The organism is Mesorhizobium sp. M0030, from assembly GCF_040323695.1.
Classification (GTDB): Bacteria; Pseudomonadota; Alphaproteobacteria; order Rhizobiales; family Rhizobiaceae; genus Mesorhizobium.
In genome coordinates, this window is sequence record NZ_JAMYVE010000006.1 from 299,270 (window position 1) to 320,777 (window position 21,508).

19 protein-coding genes are annotated in these 21,508 nt (G+C 64.2%); 9 read left to right on the forward strand and 10 right to left on the reverse strand.

From position 1 onward, the window contains the following. Positions 1-18: 18 nt before the first annotated feature. On the forward strand, positions 19-1,461 hold the full coding sequence (locus tag NKJ80_RS15500; RefSeq protein ID WP_352497864.1) for an MFS transporter: 1,443 nt from the start codon (positions 19-21) through the stop codon (positions 1,459-1,461). A gap of 18 nt (positions 1,462-1,479) precedes the next feature. Here NKJ80_RS15500 and NKJ80_RS15505 read toward each other — a convergent pair whose 3' ends face one another. Continuing rightward, the gene (locus NKJ80_RS15505; protein WP_023698305.1) at positions 1,480-2,184 is read right to left on the reverse strand and encodes a nitroreductase; all 705 of its coding nucleotides are present in this window, start codon (positions 2,182-2,184) and stop codon (positions 1,480-1,482) included. 282 nt (positions 2,185-2,466) lie between these two features. On the opposite strand from NKJ80_RS15505, the gene NKJ80_RS15510 reads away from it, so the two are divergent. The 5 genes from NKJ80_RS15510 to NKJ80_RS15530 all read left to right on the forward strand — a co-directional run bounded on the left by NKJ80_RS15510 (position 2,467) and on the right by NKJ80_RS15530 (position 10,080). Further along, positions 2,467-3,009: a helix-turn-helix domain-containing protein gene (locus tag NKJ80_RS15510; protein WP_023815506.1), complete on the forward strand. Its 543-nt coding sequence runs from the start codon at positions 2,467-2,469 to the stop codon at positions 3,007-3,009. A 96-nt stretch (positions 3,010-3,105) separates the two neighbouring features. Beyond that, positions 3,106-5,559, forward strand: a complete 2,454-nt coding sequence (locus NKJ80_RS15515) for a GcvT family protein (protein WP_352497865.1) — start codon at positions 3,106-3,108, stop codon at positions 5,557-5,559. After that, positions 5,556-6,455, forward strand: coding sequence for a homocysteine S-methyltransferase family protein (locus NKJ80_RS15520; protein ID WP_352497866.1), 900 nt, complete (start codon positions 5,556-5,558; stop codon positions 6,453-6,455). Before NKJ80_RS15515 ends, NKJ80_RS15520 begins: the two co-directional genes overlap by 4 nt. Then, positions 6,455-7,636 (forward strand): pyridoxal phosphate-dependent aminotransferase, encoded by a 1,182-nt coding sequence (locus NKJ80_RS15525; protein ID WP_352497867.1) that lies wholly within the window; start codon positions 6,455-6,457, stop codon positions 7,634-7,636. The genes NKJ80_RS15520 and NKJ80_RS15525 overlap by 1 nt, the downstream gene beginning before the upstream one ends. Then, positions 7,633-10,080 carry a GcvT family protein gene (locus tag NKJ80_RS15530; protein ID WP_352497868.1) on the forward strand — a complete coding sequence of 816 codons (2,448 nt, stop codon included), beginning with the start codon at positions 7,633-7,635 and terminating at the stop codon, positions 10,078-10,080. Before NKJ80_RS15525 ends, NKJ80_RS15530 begins: the two co-directional genes overlap by 4 nt. A 170-nt stretch (positions 10,081-10,250) precedes the next feature. Here NKJ80_RS15530 and NKJ80_RS15535 read toward each other — a convergent pair whose 3' ends face one another. From NKJ80_RS15535 to NKJ80_RS15565, 7 genes are all read right to left on the reverse strand, one after another. Beyond that, entirely contained in the window at positions 10,251-10,832 is a 582-nt protein-coding gene (locus NKJ80_RS15535) for an NAD(P)H-dependent oxidoreductase (protein ID WP_023690990.1), read from the reverse strand. Next, positions 10,832-11,413, reverse strand: a complete 582-nt coding sequence (locus NKJ80_RS15540) for an NAD(P)H-dependent oxidoreductase (RefSeq protein ID WP_023753451.1) — start codon at positions 11,411-11,413, stop codon at positions 10,832-10,834. The genes NKJ80_RS15535 and NKJ80_RS15540 overlap by 1 nt, the downstream gene beginning before the upstream one ends. 286 nt (positions 11,414-11,699) lie before the next feature. Further along, positions 11,700-13,103: an FAD-binding oxidoreductase gene (locus NKJ80_RS15545; protein ID WP_352497877.1), complete on the reverse strand. Its 1,404-nt coding sequence runs from the start codon at positions 13,101-13,103 to the stop codon at positions 11,700-11,702. Next, the gene (locus tag NKJ80_RS15550; protein WP_352462785.1) at positions 13,103-14,404 is read right to left on the reverse strand and encodes a cytosine deaminase; all 1,302 of its coding nucleotides are present in this window, start codon (positions 14,402-14,404) and stop codon (positions 13,103-13,105) included. The genes NKJ80_RS15545 and NKJ80_RS15550 overlap by 1 nt, the downstream gene beginning before the upstream one ends. A 199-nt stretch (positions 14,405-14,603) precedes the next feature. Next, a complete protein-coding gene (locus NKJ80_RS15555) occupies positions 14,604-15,455 on the reverse strand; it encodes an ABC transporter permease (protein ID WP_023690276.1) in 852 nt (283 codons plus the stop codon). Continuing rightward, entirely contained in the window at positions 15,442-16,266 is an 825-nt protein-coding gene (locus tag NKJ80_RS15560; protein ID WP_023690277.1) for an ABC transporter ATP-binding protein, read from the reverse strand. Before NKJ80_RS15560 ends, NKJ80_RS15555 begins: the two co-directional genes overlap by 14 nt. 2 nt (positions 16,267-16,268) lie before the next feature. Next, positions 16,269-17,273 carry an ABC transporter substrate-binding protein gene (locus NKJ80_RS15565; protein ID WP_352497869.1) on the reverse strand — a complete coding sequence of 335 codons (1,005 nt, stop codon included), beginning with the start codon at positions 17,271-17,273 and terminating at the stop codon, positions 16,269-16,271. Positions 17,274-17,528: 255 nt separating this feature from the next. On the opposite strand from NKJ80_RS15565, the gene NKJ80_RS15570 reads away from it, so the two are divergent. Together NKJ80_RS15570 and NKJ80_RS15575 are read left to right on the forward strand one after the other, a co-directional pair. Continuing rightward, positions 17,529-17,912 (forward strand): RidA family protein, encoded by a 384-nt coding sequence (locus NKJ80_RS15570; RefSeq protein WP_023731928.1) that lies wholly within the window; start codon positions 17,529-17,531, stop codon positions 17,910-17,912. A 53-nt stretch (positions 17,913-17,965) separates the two neighbouring features. Further along, positions 17,966-18,769, forward strand: coding sequence for a creatininase family protein (locus NKJ80_RS15575; protein WP_023670776.1), 804 nt, complete (start codon positions 17,966-17,968; stop codon positions 18,767-18,769). A 9-nt stretch (positions 18,770-18,778) separates the two neighbouring features. On the opposite strand, the gene NKJ80_RS15580 is transcribed toward NKJ80_RS15575, so the two are convergent. Both NKJ80_RS15580 and cobD read right to left on the reverse strand, forming a co-directional pair. Then, positions 18,779-19,288: a tyrosine phosphatase family protein gene (locus NKJ80_RS15580; protein WP_023746849.1), complete on the reverse strand. Its 510-nt coding sequence runs from the start codon at positions 19,286-19,288 to the stop codon at positions 18,779-18,781. Further along, positions 19,285-20,340 carry a threonine-phosphate decarboxylase CobD gene (gene cobD, locus NKJ80_RS15585; RefSeq protein ID WP_352497878.1) on the reverse strand — a complete coding sequence of 352 codons (1,056 nt, stop codon included), beginning with the start codon at positions 20,338-20,340 and terminating at the stop codon, positions 19,285-19,287. Before cobD ends, NKJ80_RS15580 begins: the two co-directional genes overlap by 4 nt. Between cobD and cbiB the strand changes: the two genes are divergently transcribed. Beyond that, positions 20,339-21,316 (forward strand): adenosylcobinamide-phosphate synthase CbiB, encoded by a 978-nt coding sequence (gene cbiB, locus NKJ80_RS15590; protein WP_352497870.1) that lies wholly within the window; start codon positions 20,339-20,341, stop codon positions 21,314-21,316. The two genes, cobD and cbiB, sit on opposite strands and share 2 nt — an antisense overlap. Positions 21,317-21,508 lie beyond the last annotated feature (192 nt).

Below are 21,508 nucleotides of genomic sequence, written 5' to 3' on the forward strand. Positions count from 1 at the left end.
TTTGGTTCGAACATCCCCATGACCGCAGAACTATCCGCCGGCGCCACGGATCGCGCCGATGTGTCGGCTAGAGCCTTGCTCCTGCTGCCGCTGACGGTCGCCTGCGGCGTGTTCATGACCAGCCTCGACCAGAATGTCGTGGTCACCGCCCTGCCCGGCATCAGCGACAGCCTCGGCCGGCCGCCGAGCCAGCTCGGTCTGTTGATCACCGTCTATGTCGCCAGCCTGATCATCTCGATGCCGCTCGGCGGCTGGGCCGCCGACCGCTTCGGCCTGCGCAACGTTTACTGCTTCGCCTTGCTGGTGTTCGCCGCGTCATCGGCGCTGTGCGGATTGTCCAACGACATCTGGACGCTGGTCGGCGCCCGCGCGCTGCAAGGCTTCGGCGGCGCCTTGATGGGGACGCTCGGCCAGGTCGTCATCCTGTCGACCTTCCCGCGCAGCCGCATGCTGAAAATCAACATGTATATCTCACTGGCCGGCCAGTCCGGACCGCTGGTCGGCCCGCTCGTCGGCGGCGCGCTGACGACTTACATTTCATGGCGCTGGATCTTCTTCATCAACGTGCCGTTCGCGCTGGCGGCGGCCGTTCTTGCCGCCTCGCTGTTTCCGACGGTTACCAAACCGGTGCGCACGCAGTTCGATTTTCCGGGCTTCCTGCTGGTCGGCGGCGGCATGGTCCTGCTGGTCTTCGGCATGGATTCGCTTGCGGCCAAAGACGCTGCCGGCAGCATGATCGCGGCCGAGCTGGCGCTGGCGATCGTCATCCTGACGCTTGCCTCCTTCTACTGCCTGCGCGCCCGCAACCCCTTGCTTGACCTGAAACTCCTGCGCATCCGCACCTTTCGCATCTCATTCCTCACCGGTGGTGGGCTGGACACGATCGGCCTGAGCTCGGTCGTTTTCCTTTTGCCGCTGATGTTCCAGCTCGGCTTCGGCATGAGCGCGGTGCAGGCGGGATCGCTGACTTTCGTCGCCGCAATCGGCTCGCTGATCATGCGTGTGCTCATGCCGCGCCTGCTCAACCGTTTCGGCTTTCGCCGCGTGCTGGTCATCAACACGCCGATCGTTGCTGCCATGGTAGCGGGCTTCGCCTTGATTGAGGCGACAACGCCGGTTTGGATCGTGCTAGCCTATATCTTTGCCTTCGGCGTTCTGCGCTCGGCGCAGTGGGCTTCGACCGGCAATCTCGCCTATTCCGACATCGCGCCCGACCAGCTCGCCCGCTTTAGCGCGCTCTACTACATACTGTGGCAGTTGGGGGTGGCGATCAGCGTCGGCCTGGCGGCGGCGCTGTTGTCGTTCCTGGCTGGCGGCGGGCCGGCGGTGACCAGCGATTTCCGCATCCTGTTCGTGGTCGAGGGCGTCATCACGTTGTGCGCGCTGATCGCCTATCTCAGACTGACACCGCAGGACGGTGCCCATGTCAGCGGCCATGGCGCGCAGATGAACGTGGAATAAGGCCCCGGTAGCCGAGGCCTAGCCGCTGAACGTCACCCACTCTTCCAGCGGCACGCGGTCGGTGCGGAAGTCGTTTTCGGGTTTCGACGTATCCTCGAGGCCGAGCGCCATGCCGCAGACGACGATCTCCTCGTCGGGGATGTTGAGCACCGGCCGGATCTGCCGGTGATAGGGCGCGAAGGCGGCCTGCGGGCAGGTGTGCAGGCCCCTGCCTCGCGCCGCCACCATGATGTTCTGCAGGAACATTCCGTAGTCGATCCACGAGCCCTGGTTCAGCCGCCGGTCGATGGTGAAGATCATGCCGACCGGCGCGTCGAAGAAGACGAAGTTGCGGTCGTGCTGGGCGCGCATCTTGTCGACCTCGCGGCGGCCGATGCCGAGTGCCCCATAGAGCCCGAAACCGTTGGCGCGGCGGCGGGTGAGATACGGCTCGAAGAACTGGGTGGGGTAATAGCGATACTCGTCCCAATCGGCCTTTTCGGCGCGGATACCGGAATTCAGGATGGCATCGGTGATCTGCTGCTTGACGTCGCCCTTGACGACATAGACCCGCCAGGGCTGCATATTGGTGCCCGAAGGCGCGCGCGCGGCGACGCCAAGAATGGCTCGGATCGTCTCGTCATCGACCATGTCGGGCAGGAAGGCGCGCACTGAACGGCGCGAGATGATCGCCTCATCGACAACAGCCGCGTTTTGCGCTGCCAGGCCATTTTTTTCCAGCATGGGCCGTCCCTTTGCGCACACTTCGAAAGCCGAACCGGCTATCGGAGAAGACCTTGCGCAGATTTCAATCCTTGGTCGCCGACCCGCATTCCCACACCCGCCGCTCGTGCCAGAGCCTTTGCATGAACCGCCAAAATCGCGCAAGCAAATCTTGTGTGTCCATGAAAATTCGCTTGATTTTTTCACGGACATGAGCTCTCATGAAATTCATTTCCAGTTTTTCATCAAGTGAGCGTTTTGGCCCCAGCTATCCCCAAAACGTTGCAGGGACCTGACGAGCGCCTGCTGGCGAGTGACATCCGTGCGCTGCGCAAGGCGCGCGGGCTGACGCTGGCTGAGATCGCGCTGAAGCTTGGTCGCTCCGTCGGCTGGGTCAGCCAGGTCGAGCGCGGCCTGTCTATCCCTTCGCTTGGCGACCTCAGGGCCTTCGCAGACCTGTTCGGCGTGCCGCTCAGCCTGTTCTTCAGCCACGACGTGCCGATCGAAAAGGAGCGCGGCGTTGTAGTGCGCGCCGGCAGCCGGCGCACGCTTGGCACAAGCGAATCCGGCCTCGTGGAGGAGCTTCTGTCGCCCGATCTCGGCGGTAGTTTCGAGATGGTGCGTTCGATCTTCGCGCCGGGCGCCGAGATGAAGAGCGAGCAGCTGCGGCCGACCGAGGAAGCCGGCTACATCGCCTCTGGCATTTTCGAGATCGAGATCGCCGGCGTCTGGCACCGTCTTGTCGAAGGCGATTCCTTCCGCTTCGAGCGCAAGCCGTACCGCTGGCGCAATCCCGGCAGCGAGCCGGCCGTGGTCATCTGGGTAGTTTCGCCGCCTGTTTATTGAATGCATGTCGCCCAAAAGTGTGCAGCGGTTTTGGGACAACGACATGCATCAAGCAAAAAATAGAAGCGCAGCGCGCTTCAGGTTTGGGAGAAGAATATGGCCGGTTTGCCGACCACGGCACGCGTGGTGATCATCGGAGGCGGTGTCGTCGGCACCTCCTCGCTCTACCACCTTTGCAAGGCGGGTTGGACCGATTGCGTGCTGCTTGAAAAGAACGAGCTGACATCGGGCTCGACCTGGCATGCCGCCGGAAACGTGCCGACCTTCTCGTCGTCCTGGTCGCTGATGAACATGCAGCGCTATTCGACCGAGCTTTATCGCGGTCTCGCCGACGCGGTCGACTATCCCATGAACTACCACGTTACCGGCTCGCTCCGCCTCGCCCACACCAAGGAGCGCATGCAGGAGTTCCAGCGCGCCAAGGGCATGGGCCGCTACCAGGGCATGGACATCGCCATTGTCGGCCCTGATGAGATCAAGCGCCGCTATCCCTTCATCGAGACGCATGAATTGAAAGGCGCGCTCTATGATCCAAACGACGGCGACATCGACCCCGCGCAGCTGACGCAGGCACTTGCCAAGGGTGCGCGCGACATGGGGGCAAAGATCATCCGCTTCTGCCCGACCACGGGCGTGCGCCGTGAGAACGACGAATGGGTGGTTGTCACCCCGCAAGGCGAAATCCGCTGCGAGATCGTCGTCAATGCCGCCGGCTACCGTGCCGCCGAAGTCGGCAAAATGTTCGGCCGCGACGTCCCGATGATGGTGATGAGCCATCAGTACATCTTGTTCGAGGAGATACCCGAACTGGTGGCGTGGTCGAAGGAGCAGGGCAAGAAGCTGCCGCTGCTGCGCGATGTCGACACCTCCTACTATCTGCGCCAGGAAAAGAACGGCATGAATCTCGGCCCCTATGAGCGCAATTGCCGCGCACATTGGGCGACCCACAACGACCCGATGCCGGAGGATTTTTCCTTCCAGCTCTTCCCCGACGATCTCGACCGTCTCGAGCACTACCTTGCCGATGCCGTAGCCCGCGTGCCGATTCTCGGCACTGCCGGCCTGTCCAAGGTGATCAACGGGCCGATCCCTTACGCGCCGGACGGCAATCCGCTGATCGGTCCGATGCCCGGCGTTCCCAACGCGTTCGAGGCCTGTGTCTTCACCTTCGGCATCGCCCAGGGCGGCGGCGCCGGCAAGGTGCTGGCCGAATGGGTTACGCAGGGCCAGACCGAATGGGACATGTGGTCTTGCGATCCGCGCCGTTTCACCAGCTTTGCGGCCGCCCCCGACTATAGCGTCGCCAAGGGCATGGAGATCTACGGCAACGAATACGCCATCCAGTTCCCGCGCCATGCCTGGCCGGCTGGGCGCGACCGCAAGCTGTCGCCGATCCACGATCGCATCAAGGCGCTCGGCGCCCAGTTCGACGCCTATAATGGCTGGGAGCGTGCCACCTGGTATGCGCAACCCGGTGACGACACGTCGGAAGAAGCAACACTCACCTTCCGCCGCGACGGGCCGTGGCAGCACCGCGTGCGCGAAGAATGCTTGGCGGTGCGCGACGCCGCCTGCATTCTCGACCTGCCCGGCTTCTCGCGCTTCAACCTCGAAGGTCCTGGCGCAGCCGAATGGCTGGCACTGCAGGTCACCGGTCTGGTGCCCAAGCCCGGCCGAATCGGCCTCGCCTATTTCGCCGACGACAAGGGCCGCATCGTCACCGAGATGTCGGTGGTGCGCCATGGCGAAGAGCAGATGACGCTGATCACCGCGGCGGTAGCGCAGTGGCACGATTTCGAATGGCTGAAGTCGCGCCTGCCGAAGGACGCGGCTTTCACCCTCACCGACAGGACCGAAGACTATTCGACGCAAATCCTCGCCGGCCCCAGTTCGCGCAAGATCCTGGCCGAGGTCTGTGGCGCGGATCTCTCGCTGCCCTGGCTGATGCATCAGGAAACCACCATCGCCGGCCGCTGGGCGAAGCTGGTGCGGGTATCCTTCGCCGGCGAACTCGGCTGGGAAATCCACACCAAGGTGGGAGACACCGCCGCCATCTTCGACGCCGTCTGGACGGCGGGACAAAAACACGGTCTGAAACCGTTCGGCATGTATGCGCTGGATTCGCTGCGCCTCGAAAAGGGCTACCGGACCTGGAAGGGCGACCTGTCGACCGACTATACGGTGCTGCAGGGCGGGCTCGAGCGCTTCGTAAAATGGGACAAGCCCGACTTCCGCGGCAAGGCAGCCCTGCAGAACGAAAAGCAGCAAGGCGTAAAGAAGCGCTTCGTCACGCTGGTGGTCGAAAACCCCGGCGATTGCGACGCGCCGTCGGTGTCGACGCTCTGGCATGACGGCAAGATCGTCGGCGAGACGACGTCCGGCGGCTGGGGGCATCGCATCGACAAATCGATCGCGCTCGGCATGCTGCGCGCCGACCTGGCTGAACCCGATACCGCGATCGAGATCGAAATCTTCGGCGATCGCTTTCGGGCGGTCGTGCAGAAAGACGAGCCGCTGTGGGATCCGAAAAACGAAAGATTGAGAGCATGAAGAAAGTCATTCTCACCGATGGCGGCATGGGCCAGGAACTGGTCCGCCGCAGCAGCTCCGAGCCGACGCCGCTCTGGTCGGCCAGGGTGCTGATCGACGAGCCGGATCTGGTGCGTGGCCTGCATGCCGAATTCATCCGGGCCGGCGCTCGCGTCATCACCATCAACACCTATTCGGCGACGCCGGAGCGGCTCGCGCGGGAAGGAGCAGAAGACCTCTTCAGGCCCTTGCAGAAGCGCGGCATCGAACTGGCGAGACAGGCACGCGAGGAGGCAGGCGATGCAGCGATCGCCGGCTGCCTGTCACCGCTGTTCGGCAGCTATGCGCCGGCGCTGACCATATCGTTCGAGGAGACGCTGGACATCTATCGCCGCATCGTCGCCGAGCAGACCGACGGCGTCGACCTGTTCCTGTGCGAGACCATGGCCTCAGCCGAGGAAGGCCGTGCGGCCGTTACCGCTGCGTCGGAAAGCGGCAAACCTGTCTGGGTGTCTTGGACGCTCGCCGATCACGGCGCGCCGCGGCTGCGCAGCGGCGAAACAATAGCGGCAGCGGCGGACGCCCTCGACGGCCTGACGGTTGCAGCGCGCCTGGTCAATTGCTGCCGGCCAGAAGCGATCGCCGCGGCACTGCCCGAATTGATTGCTCTCGGCGGCCCGGTCGGCGCCTATGCCAATGGCTTCACCTCTGTCGAAGCGCTCAAGCATGGCGGAACGGTCGAAGTGCTGCACGCACGCCACGACCTTGATCCGGATCCCTATGCCGACCAGGCGCTCGGCTGGGTCGCCGCTGGCGCCACCATCGTCGGCGGCTGCTGCGAAGTCGGCCCTGCCCACATCGCCGCGTTGCGCGATCAGCTCGAACAGGCCGGCCACGAAATCTCGGGAGTATCCTGATGCCCAGACCCTCATCGCGCATTTCCGGCATCGTGCCTTCGGGCAAGGATGGCTGGGAGGTCCACACCGAGGCATGGGCCCGCAAGGAGGCCGGCCAGGACATCATCATGCTGTCGGTCGGCGACCATGATTTCGATACGCCAAGCCAGACGATCGAAGCCTGCGTGACGGCGGTTCGCGGCAGCAACCACCACTACACCCCGCTTCCCGGCGTTCCGCGCCTGCGCAGGGCGATGGCGGCGGCCTCGACCGCTTGCACCGGGGTCGAGACGGCACCTGACCAAGTCATCGCCACGCCGGGCGGCCAGGCTGCCCTTTACGCGGCCGTGCAGGCCGTTCTCGACCAGGGCGACCACGCTATCGTGGTGGCGCCCTACTACGCGACTTATCCCAACACGTTCAGCGCCGCCGGCGCCAGCTTCACCGTCGTCGAGACGCCGGCCGAGGACGGTTTCCAGCCGCACGCCGAGATGATCCGCGCGGCGCTCAAGCCCAACACGCGCGCCATTTTGATCAACACGCCGAACAACCCGACCGGCGCCGTCTATTCGCGTGAGCGTCTGGAAGAGCTGGCCGAGATCTGCCGCGAGCACGATCTCTGGCTGCTGTCGGACGAGGTCTACTGGACGCTCGGCGGCGGCGAGCACATCTCGCCGCGCGGCCTGCCCGGCATGGCCGAGCGCACGCTGGTCATCAATTCGATGTCCAAGAGCCACGGCATGACCGGCTGGCGCATGGGCTGGCTGACCGGCCCGACGCAGATGATCACGCTGTTGACCAATCTCAATCTGGTGACGACCTACGGCCTGCCGGCCTTCATCTCGATCGCCTGCGCCGAGGCGCTGGAGAACCGCTTTGGCGTCAAGGAGATCGCCGAACGCTATGCGGCGCGCCGCACCGTCCTGCTCGACGCCGTGCGCGGCATGAACAATGTCAGCGTGCACGGCTCCGAGGGCGGCATGTATGTCATGCTCGACATCTCCGCCGTCGAGCCCGACGACGAGAAATTCGCCTGGGCCTTTCTCGACCAGGAGAGTGTCGGCGTCATGCCGGGTTCCAGCTTCGGCAAGGCCGCTGCCGGCCACATCCGCATCAGCCTCTGCCAACCGGAACCGGTGCTTCAGGAAGCCGCAAAACGCCTGCGCCGCTTCGCATCCGGCTATCGCCGCGAGGCCGCATGACCAGAAGCATTCCCATCAAGGCCCGCGCGGTTATTATCGGCGGCGGTGTCTCCGGCTGTTCGGTCGCCTACCACCTGGCCAAGCTCGGCTGGACCGACATCGTGCTGCTGGAACGCAAGCAGCTGACCTCGGGAACGACCTGGCACGCCGCCGGCCTGATCGGCCAGCTGCGCGGCTCGCAGAACATGACGCGGCTGGCGAAATATTCGGCCGACCTCTACGTCAAGCTGGAGGCCGAGACCGAAGTCGGCACCGGCATGCGCCAGGTCGGCTCGATCACCGTGGCGCTGACCGAGGAGCGCAAGCACGAGATTTACCGTCAGGCCTCGCTCGCCCGCGCCTTCGATGTCGATGTGCGCGAGATTTCGCCTGGTGAAGTCAAGGAGATGTACCCGCATCTCAACGTGTCCGATGTGGTCGGCGCCGTGCATCTGCCGCTCGACGGCCAGTGCGATCCGGCCAACATCGCCATGGCGCTGGCCAAGGGCGCCCGCCAGCGTGGCGCCGCCATCGTCGAGAATGTGAAGGTCACCAAGGTCCATACCAAGGCCGGTCGCGTCACCGGTGTGTCGTGGGCGCAAGGCGACGACCAGGGCACGATCGAGGCCGACATCGTCGTCAACTGCGCCGGCATGTGGGCGCGCGAGCTCGGCGCCCAGAACGGCGTCACCATCCCGCTGCATGCCTGCGAACATTTTTATCTCGTCACCGAGCCGATCCCCGGGCTCGGTCGTCTACCGGTGCTGCGCGTTCCCGATGAATGCGCCTACTACAAGGAAGACGCCGGCAAGATGATGCTCGGCGCCTTCGAGCCGGTGGCCAAGCCCTGGGGCATGGACGGCATAAGCGAGGATTTCTGCTTCGACCAGTTGCCGGAGGACATGGAGCATTTCGAGCCGATCCTCGAAATGGGCGTCAATCGCATGCCGATGCTGGCAACCGCCGGCATTCACACCTTCTTCAACGGCCCCGAAAGCTTTACCCCCGACGACCGCTACTATCTCGGCGAAGCGCCGGAGCTGTCGGGCTACTGGATGGCGACCGGCTACAATTCCATCGGCATCGTCTCGTCCGGCGGCGCCGGCATGGCGCTGGCGCAGTGGATCAATGACGGCGAAGCGCCCTTCGACCTCTGGGAAGTCGACATCCGCCGCGCCCAGCCATTCCAGAAGAACCGTAGGTATCTCAAGGAGCGTGTCTCCGAAACACTCGGCCTGCTCTATGCGGATCACTTCCCCTACCGGCAGATGGCAACGTCCAGAAATGTCAGGCGCTCGCCCCTGCACGAACACCTGAAGGCGCGCGGCGCCGTGTTCGGCGAAGTCGCCGGCTGGGAGCGCGCCAACTGGTTTGCGCGAGAGGGGCAGGAGCGCGAATACCGCTATTCCTGGAAGCGGCAGAACTGGTTCGACAACCAGCGCGAGGAGCACCTGGCGGTCCGCAACAAGGTCGGCCTGTTCGACATGACCTCGTTCGGCAAGATCCGTGTCGAAGGCCGCGACGCCTGTGCCTTCCTGCAAAGGCTGTGCGCCAACGATATGGACGTGGCGCCGGGCAAGATCGTCTACACCCAGATGCTCAACCAGCGCGGCGGTATCGAAAGCGACCTCACGGTGTCGCGGCTATCTGAGACCGCCTACTTCCTCGTCGTGCCGGGCGCGACGCTGCAACGCGACCTCGCCTGGCTGCGCCGGCATGTCGGGGATGAATTCGTAGTCATCACCGATGTCACGGCAGCTGAGGCCGTGCTCTGCCTGATGGGTCCGGATGCGCGAAAGCTGATCCAGAAAGTCAGCCCCAACGATTTCTCCAACGACAACAATCCATTCGGCACCTTCCAGGAGATCGAGATCGGCATGGGCCTCGCCCGTGCCCACCGCGTCACCTATGTCGGCGAACTCGGCTGGGAACTTTATGTCTCGACCGACCAGGCGGCTCATGTCTTCGAGGCGATCGACGAGGCCGGCGGCGATGTCGGCCTGAAACTTTGCGGCCTGCACACGCTGGATTCCTGTCGCCTCGAAAAGGCGTTTCGGCATTTCGGCCACGACATCACCGACGAGGACAATGTGCTGGAGGCCGGCCTCGGCTTTGCGGTCAAAACCGCCAAGGGCGAGTTCATCGGCCGCGATGCGGTGCTGAAGAGAAAAGAAGCCGGCCTGTCGCGCCGGCTGGTGCAGTTCCGTTTGAAAGACCCTGAACCCCTGCTCTTCCACAACGAGGCGATCCTGCGCGACGGCAAGATCGTCGGCCCGATCACATCGGGGAATTACGGCCACCATCTCGGCGGCGCGATCGGACTGGGCTATGTGCCCTGCCAGGGCGAGAGCGAGGCGGATGTGCTGGCCTCGTCCTACGAGATCGAGATCGCCGGCGAGCGTTTTGCGGCGGAAGCATCGCTGAAGCCGATGTACGATCCCAAGGCGGAACGGACGAGGATGTAGCACCTTTTTACCCTCCCCCTTGTCGGGAGGGTCGGCTCGCAGTCGGAGCGAAGCGGCGATTGCGAGCCGGGGTGGGGGTGCGCCCTACGAGACCCCCCACCCCGCTTCGCAAATGCCGCCTTGCGGCATTTGCTGCGCGACCCTCCCCACAAGGGCGAGGGTGAAGAAGCTCAAAACCGCTCCAGCTTCGCCCGCACTTTCACCAGAAACGCCGCCCTCGTCCTTGGCGTCGAGGCGTCCATCAGGTAGTGCGCCAGGAAAAACGTCCGGCAGCGGCGGGCGCACAGCGCGCGCATACCGCGCAGCAAGGTCTTGCGGCCGGGCTGGCCGACGACGACGCTCCACCAGGTCGGCGCGCCGCAGGTGGTAATGACGCCGACCCTGGTGACATGTGTCATCAGCGACGTGATGCGCCCCTTGCCCAGCTTGAAGGCGACATCGGTCGCCCAGACCCGGTCGAGCCAGCCCTTCAGCATGGCCGGCAGCCCGTACCACCAGGTCGGATAGATGAACAGGATCGCCTCAGCCCAGGCGAGATGCTCGAAATGCGGTTTTAGGGCCGGATCCTCCGGCGCCCGCTCATTGTAGGCGCGTCGCTCTTCGCAGCCCATCACCGGATCGAATTTCTCCGCATAGAGGTCGAGCAGCCGCACCTCCCAGCCGCGTGCCTTCAGCACATCGACTGCGGCATCTCTGATGGCGGCGCAAAAGCTTTCGGGCACCGGATGGCAATAGACCACCAGCACGCGCATCAGAATTCATCCATCCCGGCCGCGACCTTGGCCATGAAGGCTGCCCGCGTCTCGTCGGTCGACAGGTTCATCGAATAATGAGCGAGGTAGGACACCGAGGCGCCGGGCCTGATCGTCGCGCGCAGCATCCGCTTGACCAATCTGCGTGGCGGATCGCCCATCAGCATGGCGCGGAAGCGGCTGCCGCCATAGGTGGTGACGGCGGTCAGCTTGCGGATGTTGTGGAGCGAAGGCTGCGCCTTGCCGTCGACCAATTTGAACGACACGCCGGGCAGAAACACGCGGTCGAAAAAGCCTTTCAGGATGGCCGGGAAGCCGTAGTTCCAGACGGGATATGACAGCACCAGCGCCTCGGCCTTGAGCAGCCGCTCGACATAGGGCGCGGCCGGGTCCGCAGGGCTGCGTTGGTTATGATAATCCAGCCTCTCCCCGCGCGTCAGCCTGGGGTCGAAATCCTCGGCATAGAGATCGCAATCGTCGACCTCATGGCCGGCGGTCGTCAGCCGCTCGACGATCGTGCGGTGCAGGCTGGCATTGAAGCTGGTCTCCACCGGGTGTGCGTAAAGGACGAGGACTTTCATGGGAAGGCATTGCCGGGGTCGGCGCGAGGCACCCCCCTCTGCCCTGCCGGGCATCTCCCCCTCAAGGGGGGAGATCGGACTGCCGCATCGCTTTCACTAATTGTCAGCGTGTCAGATTGGCCGCGGCGTTCAGGCTGCCAATCTCCCCCCTTGCGGGGGGTGAGAAGTGGTCGGCGAAGCCGATGGGAAGCCAATTGCTTGGCTTTCCAAACGACGAACGCCCGAAGCGGCAGCGTAGGGCCTGTGCCGGCAGGACAGAGGGGGGTGCTCAAGCTCAAACCTCTGCTCATTCTGCTTTCTGCAAACCCTTGAACAAAAAAGTCCGGCCCGAGCGATAGTCGTAATCCGGATTTTCCCAGGCGATCATCTTGCCGGGATTGAGCAGGCCTTGCGGATCGGTCTCGCGCTTGAAGGCGAGCTGGATTTCATCCGTCTGCTTCATGCCGCCCTCTTCCAGCGTGTAGCGGTGCGGGTTGAAGATCGGGCAGCCGTTCTCCTCATGCAGCCGGATGATTTCGTTGAGCCGCGCCTCGGTGGTGAATTTCACCAGCGGCAGGCCGAAGCAGGTGATGTTGCCGTCGAGGCGCACGAATTCGAGATGCGAAAAGACCTCGTTCGGAAACATCGCGTCCATCTTCTCCACCAGCGCCAGCTGGTTGGGAAACGGATAGAGCGATTGCAGATAGGTGATCGCGGGATCGACCCGCAGTGCCCTGAGCGTGGTGTGGTTCCACGCCAGCTCGAAGCCCGGCGGCAGGCCCTTTTTCTCTTCGTCCGTGGCCGTCGCGGCATTGAAGATGACCTCGCCGCCGGCGCGGCGGGTGAAGGCGAGGAACGCGTCTAGCCCATGCCGGGCAACCATTACGACGCAGATGCTTTGCCCGTCCCGGAAGAACTTCTGGTGGCGCTTGAAATAGAGCTGCGGCACGGGCGCGGCGATCGGCGTGATCAGCTTGGTCAGGATGCCGTCCTGGCGTGCCAGCGCGTTGCCGTAGCGGGCTGCCGGCATGAAAGCGTCGAAGCCGACGATCACGTCGATCCATTCATAGGCTGCAGTCAGCGGCATCTCGACCTCGGTGATGATGCCGTTGGTGCCATAGGCGTGGGTGACCTTGTGCAGGTCCTCGCCGGTGAGTTCGAGCGCCTTCGGCTCCGCCTCCATAGTGACGACGCGCAGGCGCAGCACATTGCCGAAATCACGCAGACCGCCGAAATTGATCGAGCCAACGCCGCCCGAGCCGCCGGCGATGAAGCCGCCGATCGAGGCGGTGTTGTAGGTCGACGGCGACAGCCGCAGTTCCTGCCCGGAATGCGCGCGCGTCGCTCTGTCGATGTCGGCGAGGATCGCGCCCGGCCCGGTGACGACGCGGCCCGGCGCTATGGCCTTGATCTCGTTCATCTCGGCAAGGTTCAAAACCACGCCGCCCGATAGCGGCATCGCCTGACCGTAATTGCCGGTGCCGCTGCCGCGCGGCGTCACCGGAACGCCGTGGCGGTGGCAGGCGGCGAGCACACGGATCAGTTCGGCCTCGGTCTTCGGTGTCACGATCAGGTCGCCGGTGACGTGGTCGAGCTGCTGCTTCAGCACCGGGCTGTACCAGTAGAAGTCGCGGCTCTTCTGCTGGACGATGGCCGGATTGTCGTCGAGCTTTATCCCGTCGAGATCGCGTTTGAGCGCCGAAACATCCATCATTCCACCATCAGTTCGTCGAGCTCGGCATAGTCGGGCAATTGCCTGTCGATCGCTCGGCCGTCGCGCACGACGATGCGATCCGATTCGGGCCGCGAGAGCAATTCCGTCCAGCTCCGCCCTTTGAAGACGATGAAATCGGCGCTGCCACCGGCTGCCAGTGTCCCGACACCGTCGAGCCGCATCACCTTGGCCGGCGTCGCCGCCACCGTCTGCGGCCAGTCGCCGACCGGATGGTCGAAATGCAGGATGCGCGTCGCCATGCGGTAGACCTCCAGCATGTCGAGATCGCCATAGGCATAGAAAGGATCGCGGGTGTTGTCGGAGGCGACCGCGACCGCAATGCCCCTCGCCTTCATCTCGTGCAGCAAGGTCACGCCGCGCCAGCGTGGCGTGGTCTGGTCGGCGCGCCGGTCCTGCAGATAGAGATTGCACATCGGCAGCGACACCACGGCAAGTTTGGCCTTGGCGACCTTGTCCAGCGTGTCGAGCACGTCGAGGTCCGGCTGGCGCGCCAGCGAGCAGCAATGTCCCACCAGGATGTTGCCCTCAAAACCGTTCCAGAGTGCGGCCTCGGCAATCTTCTTCAGCGAGATCGCCGCGATATCGTCGGTCTCGTCGGCGTGGAAATCGAGATCGAGCCCGTGCTTGTTCGCCTCGGCGAACACCTTGTCGAGAAGCTCTTCGAGATCCGGCACCATATAGGTGACGACGCCGAGCACGCCCTTGGCCGCAGCCACACGCTTGGCCAGCCTCTCGAACCACTTTCTGTCGCGCACGCCTTCGATGCCGAGCAGGCAGGCTGCCTGCAATTCGATGCGGCCGCGCCATTTCTCCCGCATCGCCTCGAACACCGGCCAGGAGATTTCCTCCTGTGGCGGCACGCTGTCGAGATGAGTGCGCAAGGCCTTGGTGCCGTGCGCGTAGGCCGAGCGCAAAGAGAAATCCATGCGCCGCGCCACGTCCTCGGCGCTCCAGCGCGCTGCACGGTCGGCGCTGGTGGCATTGAGCGCGCCCATGAAACTGCCGTCGGGATTGGGTTTGCGCGGCCAGATCTGGCCCTTGTCGATATGGGTGTGGCAGTCGACGAAGCACGGCAGGATGATGCGGCCGGCAAGGTCGATGGCGGTGGCTGGCGCTTTTGATTTCTTGTGCGCGGCGATGCTGGAGAGCTTACCGTCGGCGACGGCGATGTCGGCCAGCGCGAAACCGTCGGTGTCGTAAGTGGGGGCAAGACCTGATGTCAGCGACCGGTGAAGGCGGACGTTGGTGAGATGGTACGAGCCAGAGGTCGGTATCAAGGACCGCCCCCCTCTGCCCTGCCGGGCATCTCCCCCTCAAGGGGGGAGATTGGCAGCTTTTCCGACAGCACCCGTCTTCCAACGTCGATAATTGGCGAAATCCCGGATGACGTCCAATCTCCCCCCTTGAGGGGGAGATGGCCGGCAGGCCAGAGGGGGGTGTTTCGCGCCAGCATCTCAATCACGTCACCCAACCCCCCTACCGCTCATGCTTCAGCGCGCTCTCGTGCCAGCGGCGCAGGATGAGATGCGACACGAGCGACAGCACCAGGAAGATCAATATGCCGGTGAGCGAGATCAGGATCAGCGCCGCGAAAAGCCTTGGCGCGTTGAGGCGGTAGCCGGCCTCGATGATGCGCGAGGCGAGCCCTGAGGATTGTCCCTGCGCGCCGGCGACGAACTCGGCCACCACGGCGCCGATCAGCGACAGACCGCCGGCGATCTTCAAGCCTCCTAGAAAATACGGCATGGCCGCCGGCAGTCTGAGATAGCGCAATTGCTGCCAGCGCGTCGCGCCGTTGAGCTTGAACATGTCGCGCAGATTGCGGTCGACCGAATTGAGGCCGAGCGTGGTGTTGGACAGGATCGGGAAGAACGCAACGATCCAGGCGCAAAGCAAAAGCTTCACCGTCTGGTTGTCCACATAGATGTTGATGAGCGGGAAGACCGCCACGATCGGCGTTACCTGCAGCACGATGGCGAAGGGAAAGAACGACATCTCCACCCATTTCGATTGCGCAAACAGCACCGCCAGTCCGACGCCGCCGACGACCGCGAGCAGCAGGCTGAGAAAGGTTATGCGCAACGTGACCAGCAGCGCGGAGAACAGGAGCCCGGCATCGCTATAGAGCGTCCACAGCACCACGCCGGGGCGCGGCAGGATATATTGCGGGATCGCGTTCCACACGCAGATGCGGTCCCACAGCCAGATCGCCAGGATCATGATCGCCAGCGGCAAGACCCACCGGCCGATCCGCTCCAGCCGCTCCTGGCGTACGCGGCCGGCCTCTTCCGCGTCGAGCGTTGCGGCATTCTGGTCAATGGCCGTCATGGTGCGGTCCGGCTGATGTGTTGATGGCGTTGACCAGGATGTCCGAGGCCTGGCGGCAGAGCGCGGCATAGTCGGGCGAAGTGCGGAACACCTCGTCGCGTGGATAGGCGGCATCGATTGCCAACTCGGCATGGACGCGGCCCGGCCGCGCCGCCATGACGACGACGCGGTTTGACAGGAACACGCTTTCGAAGACGCTGTGGGTGACGAAGACGACGGTGAAGCGCTCGTCCTGCCACAGCTCCAGAAGGTCGTTGTTGAGCTTGAAGCGGGTGATCTCGTCGAGTGCCGCGAACGGCTCGTCCATCAACAGAATGCGCGGCTTCGTCACCATGGCGCGTGCGATCGAGACGCGCATCTTCATGCCGCCGGAAAGTTCGCGCGGCACGGCGTTTTCGAAACCGGTCAGGTGCACCCGCTCCAGCATCTCCATCACCACCGGCGCCGCTTTGGCACGCGACACGCCTTTCAGCCTGAGCGGCAGCCAGACATTGTCGAAGACATCGGCCCAGGGCAGCAGCGTCGGTTCCTGGAAGACGAAGCCGATATTGGCGCGGTCGATCGAACCGCCCCAGTCGAGCTGACCGGATGTCGGCGTCGACAGGCCCGCGATCAGCCTCAACGCCGTTGACTTGCCGCAGCCGGACGGCCCGAGAAGGCTGACAAAATCGCCCTCGCGGATGGCGAGATCGACGTCGCTCAATGCAGTCACGCCATTGGAAAACACCTTGCCGACATGGCGCAGCGTCAGCAGCATCGGGCCTTCACCCGATGCCGTCATGGGCGCCTGCGCCATCTTTTCCAGCTTCACGACTACTTCTTCAGCTCGATCCCGACACCTTTGTTGATGAAGGCCAGCGTGTAGGCCTTCTTGATATCGATGCCCTCGGGCGTGACCTTGGCCTTGACCATCTTGTCATAGAAGCTCTTGATCCGGTCTTCGTTCATGGCGCCGATGCCGAGCTTTTCGGTGTCGCCGGAATCGGCCAGGCCGAACTTCTTCATCTGCTCGATCGAGAAGGCAATCTGCTCGTCGCTCATGTCGGGATTGTCTTTCTTGATCATCTCGTTGGCGGCCTTGTTGTCGCCGTAGAGGTAGTTGTACCAGCCCTTGGCCGAGCCATCGACGAAGCACTGGACCACCTCCGGCCGCTTGTCGATCGTGTCCTGCATCACCTCGATCGTCGTCGAATAGGTGTCCCAGCCATAGTCGGCGAGCAGGAACTGGTTGGGCACGAAGCCGCCTTCCTTCTTGACCGCAAAAGGCTCCGAGGTGACGTAACCCTGCTGGATCGACTTCTTGTTGGCCAGGAATGGAGCGGTGTTGTAGGTGTAGGGCACGCGCTTGGCGGCATCAAAACCGAGATCGATGACCATCCACTGGAAGAAGGTCTGGACGCCCTCGTCGCCGAGAATGTACTGGTCGGCGTTCTTCAAATCCTCCCACTTGTCCAGCCCCTGCCCCGGGTGGGACATGATGACTTGAGGGTCCTTCTGGAAATCGGCGGCGACGACGCGCATCGGGATGCCCTGCTGGACGGCGTCGAAAGCCGACAGCAGATTGCCGCCCATGTAGAAATCGAGCTTGCCGGCCAGCAGCAGCGGCCGCCCGCTGACCTGCGGACCTCCCTGCGAAATCGTCACGTCGAGGCCACATGCAGCGTAGGTGCCGTCGGCGACGGCCTGGTAGTAGCCGCCATGCTCGGGCTCGGCCAGCCAGTTGGTGCCGAAGGTGACCTTCTCGTTTGCTGCCGCGCCGAACGTGCCGGCTCCAAGCAGCGCGACCGCAAGCGCTGAAATCTTCTGTTTTCCGTACATCGACACCACCCTTTGTTGGCTCCGGAGCGTCACGCGCCGGGCTCGACACCATTGATCCAAGAAGCAAGACACATGCCACCGCCCGGGCCGCCTGCTTGCGCGGCAGTCACTGCCAACACCGGACGGGTCATGCTGTGCGGGAGGCATCGTGCCTATTTTTTGGACGCCTGTCCACAATCGCCCTTGTGCCATGCACCACATCTTGAACGTACTATCGGTCACGTCTTAGGCTGGTCTCGCAGACAGGAGATTGCCATGTTCAGATACCTCGCGCCGAAGTCGATCAAGCCGCCTTTCGCCCGCTACAGCCACGGCGTCGAGGTGCCGCCAGGCAAGCGGCTGGTTCTGTGCTCCGGCCAGGTCGCCATCACGGCGGACGGCCAGATCCCCGAGGATGCCGGCGCGCAGGCCGAGCTCTGCTTTCAAAACATAGCGGCGATTCTGGCTGAAGCCGGGCTGGGGCTAGGCGACATCGTGCGCATAAACGCCTACGTCACCGACCGCGCCTTTCTGCGGCCCTATATGGACGTCCGCGACCGCTTGTTTGCCAGCCCCGCGCCTGCCTCGACGCTGATGATCGTGTCAGGCTTTGCGCGGCCGGAGTTCAAGGTCGAGGTCGAGGCGATTGCGGCTGGGTGATCGACAGGCGACGTTTGGCGCGCTAGGTCTCCCTCACAGTCAAGAGGCATGACATGACCGTTGCAAACAGACGCGTGTGGTGGGGCGACTACCGGACCACCGAATACGCCGCGATCGATCCGGAGGCGACGATTGCCGTGCTGCCGGTGGCGGCGATCGAGCAGCACGGCCCGCATCTGCCTGTATCAACCGATACCTCGATCATGAACGGCATGCTGGAGACGGTCATCGCCCGCCTGCCCGGCGATCTCGACATCCGCATCCTGCCGGTCCAAACGGTCGGCAAGTCGAACGAGCATCTGCAGGCGCCGGGCACGCTCACCCTGCCGGCGGCCACCCTGGTCGATGCCTGGACCGAGCTTGGCCTGTCCGTTGCCCGCGCAGGCGTAAGGAAACTGATCGTCGTCAACTCGCATGGCGGCAATGAAGAGATCATGGGCATCGTCACGCGCGAGCTGCGCGTGCGTGAGAGGATGCTGGCGGTGAAGACCAGCTGGCAGCGCTTCGGCCGCCCCGCCGGCATGTACACCGAGCTGGAAGACCGCCATGGCATCCATGGCGGCGACGTCGAGACCTCGTTGATGCTGCATTTTCGCCCGGAGTTAGTCGACATGGCCAAGGCCGACAATTTCGCCTCCAAGGTCGCCCGAGCCGAAACCGAATTTGCGCTGCTGCGCCACACCGGAACGCACGCTTTCGCCTGGATCGCTGGGGATCTCAACCCCAACGGCGTGGTCGGCGATGCCAGCATTGCCACGGCCGAGAAAGGCCGACTGACGGCGGAGCATCAGGCCGACGGCTTCATCACCCTGTTGAAGGATGTGCGCAAGGCGAAGCTTGCCGACTGGCTGGCATAGCGGGCCGCCTTAGCCGTCGATCTTCAACACGAAAGGCGTACCCTCAAAAGCATCGGCGCCCCGCCCGATCGCTTCGATCGCTTCGATCATGCGGCCTTGTCGTGAGAGCAGAGCATCCGCGACGGCGATCAACCGTGGATTGGGTGTCGCCGAGGGCGAAAGCTTCCGCAATGTCTGCGCAAGTTCGACTTCGTCGCGCTTCGGGGCGAGCGCCGCCGCAATGATATAGGCCGAGGCGGTCGAGCGGCTGATGCCGGCATAGCAATGGACGACCATGGGTTTGGCGCGGTCCCATTTCCGGGCAAAATCGAGCAGACTGCGCACATGGTCTTCGCCGGGCATGGTCATGCCGTCCTGCGCCACCGCGATGTCGTGCATGACCAGATGCAGGTGGTTTTCCCTCGCGATTGAGGCCGGCCGCGTCACCTCGGTGCCGGCAGCGAGCAGCGACAGCACGCGCTCGGCGCCGCTTTTGGCCACCGTCTCCTCAAGCTTTGCCAGCGAACAGATATGGATCATGGCGCGATCTCCTTCGACCCATCGTCGCGCCGTGCGTGCCAGTCGGCAAGCGCCGATTCGAGCCGCTGCCATTCCTCCTGACTTCCAGGCAGCCCCGCGCGGAGCACCTGGGGACGCTCGGAAAAATGCCTGAGCAATATGCCGCGCTCACCGAGCGTCGAAAACAGCCCCGGTGCATCGGCAAGCCGGAGATAGCGAAACAGCGTCGTGCCGCCGGCGACAGCAACGCCAAAGCGCGAAAGCAGCGCATCGAGCCGCGCCGCATCCTGCGCCAGCCGCCGCCGCATGTCGGCCTGCCAGCCGCTGTCGGCAAGCGCGCGGATGCCGTATTCGAGCGCTGGGCCGGCGACCGCCCAAGGGCCGAATTGCGTTTCAAGCCTTTCGACCGTCGCCGCATCGGAAAGTGCGAAGCCGAGCCGCAGGCCGGCGAGACCGAAGAACTTGCCAAACGAGCGCAGCACGACGATGCCGCCCCACCCGACATCGCCGGCCAGGCTTTCCGCGTGCGGGCCGACATCCATGAAGGCTTCGTCGACGACCAGCAGACCGCCTATGGCGCGCAATGTCTCGGCAAGCCGAAGCAGCCTTTCCCGCGACACGACTCGCCCGTCGGGATTGTTGGGATTGACGACGATCGCAATTTCGGCTCCGGCAAGCGCCTCGAAATCGTCGACTTCCGCCACCGCATGGCCGGCAATCGCGGCGGCCCTGGCATGCTCGGCATAGGTCGGCCCGAGCACCAGCGCCTTGCCGGGGCTGACCAGCGAGGCGACGCGCGGCAGCAGGATCTGCGTGCCCGGGGCGACCGCCACATTCTCGGCCGAAGGCGCGCCATAGGCGCCGGCCGCGACCCTGGCCAGCTCACGCAGGCGCGCGGCCTCCGGCAATCGTGACAGGGCGGTGGCGGGCAGCTCGAAAAGCGGGTAGGAGTGCGGATTGATACCTGTCGAGAGATCGACGAAAGGTTGTGGCGCGTGAGGGAAGAGCGCCCTCGCCCGGCCAAGGGATCCACCGTGATCCACCACAGTAATCGCTCCATCAGAAAGCTTCATGTCGATCCTGATCGCTTTCCTGTCGCTGGCCATCGAACGCATCCTGGGTTACCCGGACTGGCTGTTCCGTGCCGTCGGCCATCCCGTCACCTGGTTCGGCAGGCTGATAGCCTTTCTCGACCACAGGCTCAACCGCGACACTGATTCCGACGCGCTGCGTCGCCGCCGCGGCGTGCAGGCGCTGCTGGTGATCGTGCTGGTGCCGGCGGCAATCGCCTTCATCGTGCAAATCCTGCTCTGGCAGCTCTTTCCTGCCGGCATGATCATCACGGCAATCCTGGCCTCGTCGCTGCTGTCGCAAAAGAGCCTTACCGAACATGTCGAGGCGGTGGCCGATTCGCTGGATACCGGCGGGCTGGCGCTCGGCCGCATCGCGGTTGCGCGCATCGTCGGCCGCGATCCCGAGAAGCTCGACCATGCCGGCGTCAGCCGCGCCGCCATCGAAAGCCTGGCCGAGAATTTCTCCGACGGCATCGTTGCGCCCGCCTTCTGGACAGGTGTCTGCGGTCTGGCCGGCGGCGTCGCCTACAAGGCCGCCAACACCGCCGATTCGATGATCGGCCACCGCACCCCGCACCACGAGGCCTTCGGCCGCGCGGCGGCACTCTTCGACGACTGGATCAACCTGCCGGCGTCCCGGCTGACCGCGTTGCTGATCGTTGCCGCCGCCTTTCTCGTTGACGGCGCCGATCCCCGCAACGCCTGGCAAGCAGTGCGGCGCGACGCCAAAAAGCACCGCTCGCCCAATGCCGGCTGGCCGGAAGCGGCAATGGCCGGCGCACTCGGCCTGGCGCTCGCCGGCCCGCGCAGCTATGGCGGCGTCATCGTCGAGGACGCCTATATGGGCGAAGGCGGTAGGCGCGCGGCGGAAAGCCAGGACATCAGGCAGGCGCTGAAATTGTACCAGGTGGCGGACTATCTGCTGATTGGGCTGTTCGGGTTGCTGTCGGCGGTGCTTATCGCGGTGACGTTCTGAGAGCTTACCGTCGCCTTCCTTTACCCTCCCCCTTGTGGGGAGGGTCGGCGCGAAGCGCCGGGGTGGGGGACTGCGCCCTACGAGAACCCCCCCCCCCCACCCCCTAGCGGCTAGACCCACACCCCAAACGGGGGGGGTAGCAAACCCACCAAAAAACATAACCCCCAGCGCCCCGGGTGGTTTAAAAAAAAT